This is a genomic window from Flavobacterium sp. W21_SRS_FM6, assembly GCF_052119645.1.
GTDB lineage: Bacteria > Pseudomonadota > Gammaproteobacteria > Enterobacterales > Alteromonadaceae > Paraglaciecola.
This window is the reverse complement of the sequence record NZ_JBGQOM010000001.1, coordinates 154162-166424: the sequence shown is the minus strand read 5'-3', so window position 1 is coordinate 166424 and position 12263 is coordinate 154162. Positions and strand designations below refer to the sequence as shown.

Here is a 12263-nt window from a genome sequence, read left to right as displayed (position 1 = left end):
TTGAGGTGATAACAGGGTGAAGTCAAACAATGGCGTTTATCAGTCACCTCTCAATAAGCTATTTGTTCGCCAGCAACCCAAGGTTAGGGCAAAAAAGCGCATGGCAGCATTGCTCTTGGCCTATGCCGGGCATGACCATAAGCGAATTGCGGCTTTGATTAAAGATTGGCTACAAGCCGATGAACGCACAAAAAACACATAAAAAAAACCGCCTAGGCGGTTTTTTTGTGGTGGTCTTAAATTAACCAAAGAATCTGTTTTTATTACACTCTAAATTGTTGAATAGAGTTTTGTAACTCTTCCGCAAGACGAGCTACTTCTTGGCTTGATTCAGATGTTTGGTGTGCGCCAATGGTGGTTTGCTCTGCAATTCCGACAATATTTTCTAAGGTTTCGCTGATTTCAAGAGAGACCACGTTTTGCTCTTTTGCTGATTGTTCTATCTGGCTGCTCACGTCGTAAGCTTTGTGTACGGCATCAGTAATTAACTGTAATGCTTCTGTGGCTTTTTCAGTTTGCTGCACGCACAAGGTGGTTTGCTCTTTACCTTGATTCATTACCGCTACTGCTTTTTCAGCACCAGCTTGTAGCACTTCAATCATCGAATTGATTTCTTGAGTGGATTTTTGTGTACGACTGGCCAGGGTGCGAACTTCATCAGCGACCACAGCAAAACCGCGACCCTGTTCACCGGCTCGTGCAGCTTCGATGGCAGCGTTAAGAGCCAGTAAGTTAGTTTGGTCTGCTACGCCACGTATAACATCTAAAATACCACCAATGCTGGCGCTATCTTGATGCAATTTGTTGATTACGTTAGCGGCTTGTTCTACATCTTTAGCTAAGACTAAGATAATTTTCTTGTTCTCTTCTGAGATTAATTTCACTTTCTCAGCTTCGTTATCTGCATGACGGATTTGATTCAAAGTATGTTCGGCACTTTGAAGCACAACCTGAGAGGTGCTGTGCATTTCTGAAGTAGCAGTAGCGACTTGGGCAACTTGAGACTTTTGCTCTTGGATAGAAGCTGTGGTTTGGGCCGTAACCATAGACGTTTCTTCAGACGCGGCAGCTAGTTGTGCTGCACGTGAACTAATGCCCGAGATTAAGGCTTTCAAACTGTTGATAAGGTTATTGCAGTTTTTAGCTAATTCGCCAAACTCGTCATCTTTGGAATCATCAAGTTTGCGGGTTAAATCGCCTGATGACACAATCTTAAGCATCTCGTTAACTTTGTGTAAGGGTTTGATAATTGCGCCAACGGTAGCCCAAGCAATAACCGCAGCCACTGCTACAGAGAACAAACCAATAATAATGGTGTACCAAAAGCCACTACTGACTGAATCAGCCACCGCTTCTTTAGATTCAATGGTTTTAATATCCGTCAGTTTAAGAAGTTCATTCAATTTAGTGATGGCTTCGCTGATATTCTCTTCTGAGGCACGGTAAGATTTTGTTGCTTGATTTTTGGCGTTTAAGCGTTTCACTTGAGTTTGTAATAAACCGTTTGACGCCGTAACTTCGTCAATAACCGAATCCATCAAACCGTAGATTTCGTTCAGGGTGCCACTGGAATCTTGACTGCCTGCGGCAGCTTGGATTTCGGCAACTTTTTCTTTTATTTGACTTACGACTAAGTTGACTTCATTACCAATGGTGTCTGCTCTAACTAAAGTTGTGGTTTTAACGTATTCGGCACCCACCGTTAACAGTGACAAAAGACTGGTTTCGAGGGTATTACTGACTTCAGATGCTTTAGCGAGTTTTGCATTACTTGACACACTATCGAGATCAGCGAAGTCGAGAATATAGGTAGAGGCATCGTCAGAGTTATCTTCAATATTTCCTAACGTTTCTTGCACCTTATTGGCAAACTCTAGGCTGGCTTGTTTGCTATCAAAAATCGAATTAACGTTGAGGATGTAGTTGTTGTAGATTTCCTCGGCTTCTACCAGAGATTGGCGAAGCTCGGGCTCTCTGCTCACGATAGCGGTTAGGGAACGGATTTCGCTATCAAAATTACTTCTGCTGGTTTCGAAAGCAGCTTTTTTCGTTTTAAGTTCGTTAAGCTCTACTTCGTAAAACGCTTCAGTGGCTAAACGCCCCATATTCAAAAATGATACTTTGAGTTGACTACTGCCGCTCACAGTGGGAATAGTCAAGGTATTCACTTGGTCGGTCGCTTCATCAATACTATTCAAGCTTTTAACCGCTACGATACCGAGTAAAAATAGGAGAGCAGTAATAAATGCGAATCCGCCTACTACTCTAGTGGCTACTGTTATTTTCATTTTTGGGCCCTTATTTAACCGTTAAATAGCGTTTGTCCGCTTGTCTTTAGACTGACGCATGCCTGTGGCGATTGTATCAGTAAATTCTTTGTTTCAAAAAAGTTTAAAAAATAACACAACATACGGTGTAGTGAAAGTGACCGCAATAGTCAAACTATCGGCTCAATGCCATTAATCTTGATAAGCCACTGAATATTTTTCACCATTTTGCCGTTTCCATAGGGTGAGCTGTTGCTGCCAAATATAGCCAGTATCTAAGGCAATAAACTTGTCCGTGTTGGTGTTACCGGCAAGCGTGGCCCAGTGGCCAAATAGTACTTTATCGTTGGGCTTTAGGTTAGTGTTTTTCACTGAAAACCATGGTCTGAAGCGTGTTGGTGTTTTTTCTGGAGAATCTTTACAGTTAAATTCTAAGGTGTGGCTATCAAGCATGTAGCGCATGCGGGTAAAAGCATTAATGATAAAGCGCCAGCGCTTGCTGCCACTCAGGTTTTCGTCCCAACGATTAGGCTCATCGCCATACATCTTTTTCAAGACACTTTGCCAATTATCAGTTTGAAGGTTGGCGCTAACCTCGTCACTCAGGGCCTGTGCTTGTGCTATTGACCATTGTGGATACAATCCGGCATGACAAACTAAGGTGTTTTCATCTAAGGTCAGGGCAAGCGGTTGGTGACGTAGCCAATGCGCGTATTTGTCTACATCACTACTAGCAAGAAGTTTGTCATACTTGTCATTGGCTTTATTTTTGCGAATACCGCTATATACCGCTAAAAAGTGAAGATCGTGATTACCTAATACCGTGCTGAAACTGTCTTGTAATGAATAGAGGTATTGCAGTGTTTCAAGGGCGTGCGGGCCACGGCCAATTAAATCACCTACTGCAATTAATGTATCGTGGCTGGGGTCAAACTTAACATATTCTAATAGGCGGGTTAAACCCCGATAGCAGCCTTGAATGTCACCTACAACATAGTCTGCCATAGGGTTAATTAACTAGGTTAGGCACACGTAAACTAAATACGTCGATAGGCGCATTAAACACAAGCCCGTCTTGAGCTCGCATTTCATAATAGCCTTGCATGCTGCCCACTGGTGTATCCAAAATGGCGCCGCTGCTATACTCAAATTGTGCACCTGGTGCAATAGTGGGCTGCTGTCCAATGACGCCAGGGCCTTTTACTTCAGTATTTTTTCCATTGCCATCAGTAATTAACCAAAATCGATTTAACAGTTGGACTTCTTGGGGACCCTGATTTTCGATTTTAATGTGATAAGCGAATGCGAACTGACTTTGCTCCGGCGCTTGGCCGGGCAAATATTGTGTGTGTACTTCAATTTGGATGGAATGTTCAGTCGCTAACATGGGCGTTTCCTGCTTGATACGCAACGTCAGCTAACAAGGCAAATTGTTGCAAACTGAGGTTTTCTGCACGTAAATCTGGATTAATATCAAGGGCCATGATTTGTTGTTCGGTTAAACTGTCTTTTAAACTATTACGTATCGTTTTTCTGCGTTGATTAAACGCTTGGGCGCAAACAGTATGCAGACTGTCTTCACTTAATACCGTCACCGGTTTGACCTTATGAGGTATTAATCGCACTACGGCTGAATCCACTTTTGGCGGGGGATTAAACGCTTCGGGTGGCACATGCAGTACTGGCATGATCTGACAATGGTATTGGGCCATGACCGAAAGACGACCATAATTTTTATTTCCGGGTACCGCTGCTAAACGATTAACCACTTCTTTTTGCAACATAAAGTGCATGTCTTGCACTTTGGTGGCAAAAGAAAATAAGTGAAACATCAACGGTGTAGAAATGTTGTAGGGTAAATTTCCAAAAATTCTTAATGGCTTATCATCATTCAATAAGGTTGAAAAATCGAATTTTAAGGCGTCAGTTTCAACGATGGTCAGTTTACTGGCCATAAACGGATGTGTACGTAATCTCGCGGCCAAGTCGCGGTCTAACTCTACTACAGTCAAAGCGTCGATCTGTTCACATACCGGCTCTGTCAACGCCCCCAAACCGGGTCCTATCTCTACTAAATGCTCTCCGTTTTTAGGGTTGATAGCACTGACAATCTGATCAATAACATAAAGGTCATGCAAGAAGTTTTGACCAAAGCGTTTACGGGCCGTATGACCTAAATGTTGTTTACTCATAGTTATTTACCAATGAAATTGCACTGTTAATGGCGAAAGCAAAACTACCTGTTTCAGCTTTACCCGAGCCTGCAAAATCAATTGCAGTACCATGATCAACCGAGGTTCGAATGTAAGGCAAACCTAAGGTGATGTTTACTGATGCGCCAAACCCTTTGTATTTTAATACAGGTAAGCCTTGGTCGTGATACATGGCCAGCACAGCATCGGCTTGCGCCAAGTATTTAGGATTAAATATAGTGTCTGCTGGTAATGGTCCACTTAGCTGGATGCCTTCTTCGCGAAGCCGCGCCAAGGTAGGATTAATCACGTTAATTTCTTCTTTGCCAATATGGCCGTCTTCTCCCGCATGCGGGTTTAAACCACATACGAAGATGTGCGGGCGCTCGATGGCAAACTTCTGTTTTAACTCTGCATTAACGATACGAATAACCTCTGAAAGGCCTTCTTTGGTAATAGATTTAGCAACATCGGTTAAGGGGATGTGGGTGGTGGCAAGTACCACTCTGAGCCCTTCGGTGGCAAGCATCATCACCACTTTTGCAGTCTTAGATTGCTCAGCAAAAAATTCTGTATGACCGCTAAAAGGCACGCCGGCTTGATTAATAATACCTTTATGCACAGGCCCAGTGACTATGGCCGCAAACTCACCACTTAGCGTTCTGATGCCGGCTTGGCTTAACGTTTCGAGCACATAATGGCTGTTTTGAGCATTAAGTTGCCCTGCTGTAACTGGCACTGCACAAGGAATGTGCACACAATACAAACTGCCTGCTGTTTGAATAGCGGTAGATTGTTCAGTGTAGTGGTGAATCACTAAGGGTAAGCCGAGTAAAGCAGCGCGCTGTTGCAGCATATTGGCATCGGCAAATACAATCAATTGCACAGCCCATTGTTGCTGCGCAAGCTGAATGATTAAATCGGGACCAACCCCGGCGGGCTCGCCGGGCGTAATGGCAAGTTTAACGGTAGGCACTTAGCTTTCTTTTTTTGCTAAGACTTCAATGTAAGCACTGGCACGGATTTCACGTAACCAAGCATCCGTTTCTTCTGAAAACTTACGCTGAAATAATAGTTGGTATGCTTTGTCTTCTTTCAACTTTTCAGTGGCGTCACCCACACGTTTGTCGAGTAATTGCATTAGGTGCCATCCGTGAACCGAACGCACCGGCTGGCTGATTTCATTAATGTCTAATTTATTTAAGGTGTCTTTAAACTCAGGCACGTAAACATTAGGGTCAGCCCAACCTAATTCACCACCTTTTAAAGCAGAGCCCGGATCGGCTGAGTGTTCTTTCGCTAATGTGGCAAAATCTGCCTCACCTGATAAAATTTTAGCGCGAAAGTCTTTAAGCATTTGTACCGCTTTTTCGTCACTTAAGATGACAGAAGGTTTAATCAGAATATGTCTTGAGTTTAATTCTGTCACTTCAACCTTTTCGATACCACGCGTGTCTACTACTTTTAATATGTGAAAACCAGCGCCGCTGCGGATAGGACCAATAAGTTCATCCTTTGACCTGTTTTGTACCGCTTCAGCAAACAGAGTCGGCATTGAGTTAATGTTCATCCAGCCCATATCTCCACCTTCTAGGGCGTTGGCTCCTGATGACGACGCGGTTGCTATTTTCGCAAAATCAGAACCACTATTTAGCAATTCGATGACTTTTTCTGCGGTACCTTTGGCTTTTTCAATATCTTCATCTGTTGGATCACTGGGAAAGGCAATTAAAATATGACCTAAGCGGTACTCGGCTTCTTTACCACCTTGCTCATCAATTAACTTAACTAAGTTTTCAATTTCCTGCGGCGTGATATAAATACGACGACGAACGTTGGCACGGCGCACTTCACCGACAATTAACTCCTTACGAATTTCTTCACGATAAACCTCATAACTCACGCCTTCTTCTGCAATTTTATCTCGTAGTTGGGCAAGGGTGAGGTTGTCACCTTGAGCGATGTTAGTGATAGTTTGATCTAATTGCGGATCGCTAATTTGTATGCCCATACGGTCGGCCATTTGCATTTGCAAGCTGTCGATAATAAGGCGTTCTATGGCTTGAGTTCGTAGGGCTCTGTCAGAAGGTAAGGTCTGATTGTTGGCGATAGCATTACGCTTAACCGAGGCGACAAGTTCTTCAATTTGACTTTCTAACACTACCCCTTGGTCAACAATAACCGAAACGCTATCTAACATTTCTGGTGCGGCTTTAACGCTGGTTGACAAAAGCATTCCTACTAAAAAACTGACTACTATTACTTTCATGGTTTCTTTTACTTTTAAGTTAATGACACGCCAAAGGCGGCTTAGTTTAGAAAAATTGTGGTATGGCCAAGTACACTAGTTAAGTAGGTATGGGCGGCGATAGCCAAATAATCCATCGGTTAACATATCTCGTCCGGCAGTTTTACCGCCCATACCTTTCAAAATAAATTGCAAGGTGATGCCTGATTCAAATTCGTTTGTGCTCTGTAAACCGCTATCATCATAGCGATTACTTAAGTGTCTTTGCGCAACCAATCTGACAGCCCAACAACAAGATTCGTATTGTAGACCAGCATAAGTCTCAACAGTTCGATGGCTTTTTACATCTCTGTACCATCTACCTACCCAATGCCATTGTTGATTGATTGGCCAGCTCGTTGTAATGCCCACTTGGTTAATCTCTTCGCCCGAAAGTTCTCTAACATAGCGATGGTTAATTTGAGCCACACGATCTTTCGCTGACGTGTACTCCAACGAGAAGCTACTGCGCTCTACTTTATCAGTAACGCTAGAAATTTGCGCCTCGGTATGGGCGTACCATTTACTACCAATTTGCCAATCAAGCTCTGCGGCCAATGCTGAACGGTCATTTTGTTCAAGCGCTGCGGCAACTTGAGTCTCTTGGATATAAAATATCTGCCCAAAGCTAAGGGCAAATTTTTCGTTATTGTCTTTGTCGAGTAAACGGGTCGTTAAGCCTACCGTTAGCTGATTTTTATCACTGATTCGGTCAAGACCAGTAAATTTTTGGCCTCGAAACAAACCTTCAAAATCGCTGAACAGGCGAGTTGTATCATACAAGCCAATATCAGTTTGACGCTCGAAACTGGTATATAAATATTGCACTTTGGGCTCAAGGGTTTGAATCGCTCCATCTTGTAACCAACCCGCACTGCGCTCAAAGGCTAAGGCTCCAAATAAGCGTGCTTGTCCTAAAGTACGAGACACATCTTTACTTAACTCAGTATTGTCAATGTTATCTTGGCGATAGTAAGTTTGCAGTAGTGTTGTTTCAGCTAAAAACTCGCCCCATTGAGTTTGGTAGGGGTAACGTAGCGTGGGAGCAATGTGTAAACGAGTGGCTTGCGGGCTAAGCGCTGAGTTATTATCAAAGTAAGCCAGTTCAGAGGCTAAACCAAATTCAAAACCTAAGGCTAGTTCGCTTTCATAGTTCAGCTTCATCTCTGGAAGGGCTCGATAGCTATTTGCATGCTCTCCGAGGATTTCAAAATCTCTAAACTGCAAACTAAAATCCAGTTGCTCATCGTAATAGCTTACGCCTAAGGTTTGATAAAGATGGGTATCAGCACGGCTGTAATAATCAGAACCCAAGTCAACGATATAGTTACTATCACTCAAACCGTTATATTCAGCGTTAACTTGCCAATTTTCTGATAAGGCACCTTGATGCACAAAACGATAAAAATAGCGAGCATCTTGCGTATCGGTGGCCCTGTCATTGGCTAAATATTCAACATCCACCTGACCATTATGTTGAGAGCTTAAATAGCGAAATTCAGTTTTTAACTGTAAGCCTCGCTGCGACATTAACCGAGGTGCAATCGTAGCGTCCATATTCTCGGCTATATTCCAATAATAGGGTTGCTCGTATGACACGCCGGTAGACGTGGAACTGGAAATCATCGGGTACAATAAACCAGACTGCCTGGCATCAGTCACCGGAAACGCAAAATAGGGCAAATATAACACGGGTACATCTTGGATATAAAAACGAGCGTGACTCATTTCACCCCAATTTTGGTCTGGGCTAAGGGTGATAGTACTGGCCTGAATGCGCCAATCTTCATGCCCCTCAGGGCAGGTGGTGAAGCTGACTTCTTGTAAGGATACGCCAGAGTCTTGACTTAACGCGATGGTATCAGCGTCACCCCGACCATTCATCGCCGTAAGTTGGTAATGGGTATCGGTAATTAGTAGCTCGTTAGTTGTGGTGTTTAAATCCACACTTTCACTGCTAACTTTAATGAATCTGTCTTGATAGGTGACTTGACCAGAGGCATTTAATGATTGATTGCTGCGATTGACCCGTGCCGAATTGGCAGTGATCTTTGAATCTTGGCTGTCTATTTCAACATTGCCGTTAAATTCAGCCAAGGTATCTTGCTGGATCAGTGCATTTTGCGCTGTGACCCGGATTTGACCCGTTTCAAGTTCGGTGTCTAAGCTGATAGGTTTTATTGGCGCAAAACAAAGCTCCTGAGCTACGCCGCTGACACTAAACAGTGCTAGAAAATACCAAAAAGAAGAAAGCTTTGTTTGCATAGAAAAGGTTTAATACAGCCCAAGTTGCGTAGCACAATAATAACAGTGGGCGATTTTAAGGGTTTCAACAAGATTTACCAGCAGACTTGCAAAAAAAGCAACAATTCTATGCTTTGCTGGGCCGATAATGTGGTTTTAAAGGCTATTTGTCTGCACCTTACCCTTGTAAAATAGTCAAGACGATCCCATTGCTGATAATCGGCTAGACAATTTAACGGCTAGGTCGTCTGAATTACTCGCTTGGTCTTTGGAGATTGGGTGACTCAAGGTGGTTTTACTTCTTTTAATTTCGCTATAAGGCACTGACACATCACTATGATCGGTAGAATTTTAGGTACGCTTTTTGGTTTCATGTTTGCTCGTATCCCCGGTGCAATTTTGGGGTATATTGTCGGGCACTTTTTCGATAAAGGTTATAGCCAAGACTTTAATCAAATGGGCGGTTTTAGCCGATTTTTTACCAGTCAGGATGAGATTAAGCAACAAGCGATCTTTTTTCATACTCTGTTTTCTGTGATGGGACACATTGCTAAAGCCGATGGAAAGGTCAGCGATGCAGAAATAAAAATGGCCACCTTACTAATGAATCAAATGGGCTTGGAGGGTGAAACCCGGCGTGAAGCGCAAGAAGCTTTCAGAGAAGGTAAGGCCAATGATTTCCCCCTCAAGGAAACGGTACTAGAGTTTAAAGAGTCTTGTCATGGGCGCCGTGATGTGCTGCAGGTCTACTTAGAAATTTTAATTCAAGCGGCCTATGTTGATGGCACCTTAGACAAAGCAGAACAACAAATATTAGAAAAAGTCGCAGGCTACATGGGATTTAGCGAGAACGACTTACTGTATTTACTGTCTGTATTTGAAGCAGAACTTCGCTTTCGAAGTGCTCAAGGGCGAAATCAAGGCCAAGGCGGTCACTCTTCTAATCAAAGGCGAAACACCAGCTATTCCGCTCAGCAGTCTATCGATGATGCCTACAAAATTTTGGGCATGAGTCCCTCAGATGACGATAAATCAATTAAAAAAGCCTACCGCAAGTTAATGAGTGAAAATCATCCTGATAAATTAGTGTCTAAAGGGCTACCAAAACAGGCCTTAGAGCTGGCTAAAAATAAAACGCAGGATATTCAAGCTGCTTATGAGTTACTGAAAGAAAAGCGCGGTTTTAAATAGTGAATTTGTTTTTAATGATTGCGCAGGTAATTAAGAAGGCGTTTATTTTTTAAATCGCACTTTTTTATGTAATTAAGTAAGGCTTCAGTTTTGGTTCATACTGTAGCCGTCACACTCTTTCCAATGTTAAAAAGGAGAAAGTGATGAAAATACTACGTTTAATTACCTTGCTAAGTGTACTTATTGGATGCAAGGCCATGGCACAAGATGACACATGGTCAGCTCAATCTAGCGAAACGCAGCACAATATCAGCAGTCCAATATTCAGTAAACACTCTGGTAGCAACAGTAAATCATTAGTGCAAACTATGAGTAAAGCAGGGCATTCTGCACAAACCAAGTCCTCGGCCTTACACACGCAAGGTGCAATTAGTTTGCAGTCTCGCCCCGTCATAAATAATGATGAAAATGATTTTTGGATATACGACGCGCGGATTACGCTGCGTAACGATCTAGATTACGATGGTTACGTTTATCGGTTTTCATTAGAATTTGATGCCGACACGTTTTACAACGAAGCGGATGTCTATGCGCGCCTGTACTTAGCCAGAGGCGAGGTTTTTAAGGAATACCACACCACCTCGGTTTTTACTATTTTTGGTGAAAACAGCGAAGACAGTTTACTTGTTGATAGCGAATTGTTGCAGGGCTTTCCCACCGGTGACTACGAACTATTAATAGAACTCTATGATGCATACACAGATGAATTAGTTGCCATTCTGGACGGTAACGATGACCCTGACTTGTACTTAATTGGTCTAGAAAGCAAAGACTATGAGTATGTTGAATCGGTAGTGGTGGTGGAAGGGGGAAGTATGGCTTATTTAATCTTACTTTTATTGCCTATCTTTGTTTTCCGTCGTCGCCGCTTACAGCCCGAAATCACGGCCCGATAGTTAAGCTAATGCTCGGTTTATGGGGGCTGGTGAAAACTCACCAGACTCCATAAAACCCACGACTCGCCCTAATTAGAATTTATGTTTTGGTGTCGTTTTCAACCACTTCCGTGACTACTTTTTGTATCAACTTTACTCGCCCTTGTTTGACTAGGGCATCGCGCAGTACATATTCGATTTGCGCATTTAAACTACGCAAGTCGTCATCTGCCCATCGCTGTATGGCCGCTAATACATCAGCATTAATCCTAAGCGGGAAAGCTTTTTTGGACAAAATACAGTTCCTTTTTTTGTTTATCTGACGATTAATATATCGAGCCGGTATTCACGATAGGCTGCACATTTTTATCACCACACAATACAACTAACAGATTGCTGACCATCATGGCTTTGCGCTCTTCATCGAGCTCAACCATGTTTTTCTCTTTGAGCCTATCGAGTGCCATTTCAACCATACCTACGGCTCCTTCAACTATTTTGCTACGAGCGGCAATGATGGCGGTAGCTTGCTGTCTTTGTAACATCGCACTGGCGATTTCTTGCGCATAGGCTAGATGGCTGATCCTTGATTCATGTACGGTTAATCCTGCTTTACCTAAACGCTCTTGAATTTCTTGCTTTAATATTTCAGAAATACGCTGAGGATGACTGCGAAGGGCAATGTCTTGACTGTTGTCGTCTTGCGGATCATAGGCGTAGCTACTGGCCATGTTTCTTAAGGCTGATTCGGTTTGAATGATGACATAACTTTCGTAATTATCGACTTCAAACATCGCTTCTGCTGAGTCGGTGACTGACCACACCACAATAGTGGCAATTTCGATGGGGTTACCTAGGTTGTCGTTCACTTTAATTTTGGCTGATTCAAAGTTGCGAACACGCAGTGACACCGTTTTACGCATATAAAATGGAATAGTCCACCTTAGTCCGTTGCGCTTTTCAGTGCCTACATAACTGCCAAACAAGGTCATCACTTTAGCTTGATTAGGTTGCACCATAAAAAATCCGCCCCAACACACCGCAACAATTAAGCTGCCAACTATTGCGAGTGGCACAAGTATTTGCAGTAATGCCATGGCACCAAAACTAATTTGTAAAATGGGTAACACCACAAAAAAAGCTAAATACCCATTAATTGAAAACCCTTTTTTCTCAGTCAACATGTGTAACTCCATTTGATATTATT

The 12263-nt window shown here is 42.9% G+C and carries 12 protein-coding genes; 3 read left to right on the top strand and 9 right to left on the bottom strand.

What is annotated here, in order from left to right:
* Positions 1–16 precede the first annotated feature (16 nt).
* Positions 17–202, top strand: coding sequence for a hypothetical protein (locus ACEN2L_RS00685; RefSeq protein ID WP_441741221.1), 186 nt, complete (start codon positions 17–19; stop codon positions 200–202).
* Positions 203–263: 61 nt separating this feature from the next.
* On the opposite strand, the gene ACEN2L_RS00680 is transcribed toward ACEN2L_RS00685, so the two are convergent.
* The 7 genes from ACEN2L_RS00680 to ACEN2L_RS00650 all read right to left on the bottom strand — a co-directional run bounded on the left by ACEN2L_RS00680 (position 264) and on the right by ACEN2L_RS00650 (position 9011).
* Positions 264–2288 carry a HAMP domain-containing methyl-accepting chemotaxis protein gene (locus tag ACEN2L_RS00680; protein ID WP_441741218.1) on the bottom strand — a complete coding sequence of 675 codons (2025 nt, stop codon included), beginning with the start codon at positions 2286–2288 and terminating at the stop codon, positions 264–266.
* A 171-nt stretch (positions 2289–2459) separates the two neighbouring features.
* A complete protein-coding gene (locus tag ACEN2L_RS00675) occupies positions 2460–3272 on the bottom strand; it encodes a symmetrical bis(5'-nucleosyl)-tetraphosphatase (RefSeq protein ID WP_441741216.1) in 813 nt (270 codons plus the stop codon).
* Positions 3273–3276: 4 nt separating this feature from the next.
* Entirely contained in the window at positions 3277–3654 is a 378-nt protein-coding gene (apaG, locus tag ACEN2L_RS00670; protein WP_441741213.1) for a Co2+/Mg2+ efflux protein ApaG, read from the bottom strand.
* Positions 3641–4459 carry a 16S rRNA (adenine(1518)-N(6)/adenine(1519)-N(6))-dimethyltransferase RsmA gene (gene rsmA, locus ACEN2L_RS00665; RefSeq protein ID WP_306023511.1) on the bottom strand — a complete coding sequence of 273 codons (819 nt, stop codon included), beginning with the start codon at positions 4457–4459 and terminating at the stop codon, positions 3641–3643. Before rsmA ends, apaG begins: the two co-directional genes overlap by 14 nt.
* Entirely contained in the window at positions 4452–5435 is a 984-nt protein-coding gene (gene pdxA, locus ACEN2L_RS00660) for a 4-hydroxythreonine-4-phosphate dehydrogenase PdxA (protein ID WP_441741211.1), read from the bottom strand. The genes rsmA and pdxA overlap by 8 nt, the downstream gene beginning before the upstream one ends.
* The gene (gene surA / locus ACEN2L_RS00655) at positions 5436–6728 is read right to left on the bottom strand and encodes a peptidylprolyl isomerase SurA (RefSeq protein ID WP_306023509.1); all 1293 of its coding nucleotides are present in this window, start codon (positions 6726–6728) and stop codon (positions 5436–5438) included.
* A 75-nt stretch (positions 6729–6803) separates the two neighbouring features.
* Positions 6804–9011, bottom strand: coding sequence for an LPS-assembly protein LptD (locus ACEN2L_RS00650; protein WP_441741207.1), 2208 nt, complete (start codon positions 9009–9011; stop codon positions 6804–6806).
* Between the two features lie 315 nt (positions 9012–9326).
* Between ACEN2L_RS00650 and djlA the strand changes: the two genes are divergently transcribed.
* Both djlA and ACEN2L_RS00640 read left to right on the top strand, forming a co-directional pair.
* Positions 9327–10181 (top strand): co-chaperone DjlA, encoded by an 855-nt coding sequence (gene djlA / locus ACEN2L_RS00645; RefSeq protein WP_441741204.1) that lies wholly within the window; start codon positions 9327–9329, stop codon positions 10179–10181.
* Positions 10182–10324: 143 nt separating this feature from the next.
* A complete protein-coding gene (locus tag ACEN2L_RS00640) occupies positions 10325–11077 on the top strand; it encodes a choice-of-anchor H family protein (RefSeq protein WP_441741201.1) in 753 nt (250 codons plus the stop codon).
* A gap of 79 nt (positions 11078–11156) precedes the next feature.
* Here ACEN2L_RS00640 and ACEN2L_RS00635 read toward each other — a convergent pair whose 3' ends face one another.
* Together ACEN2L_RS00635 and ACEN2L_RS00630 are read right to left on the bottom strand one after the other, a co-directional pair.
* Complete coding sequence (locus ACEN2L_RS00635) at positions 11157–11351, bottom strand: Arc family DNA-binding protein (protein ID WP_441741198.1); 195 nt, start codon at positions 11349–11351, stop codon at positions 11157–11159.
* A 31-nt stretch (positions 11352–11382) separates the two neighbouring features.
* Positions 11383–12240: an SPFH domain-containing protein gene (locus ACEN2L_RS00630; protein ID WP_372340938.1), complete on the bottom strand. Its 858-nt coding sequence runs from the start codon at positions 12238–12240 to the stop codon at positions 11383–11385.
* Positions 12241–12263: the final 23 nt, after the last annotated feature.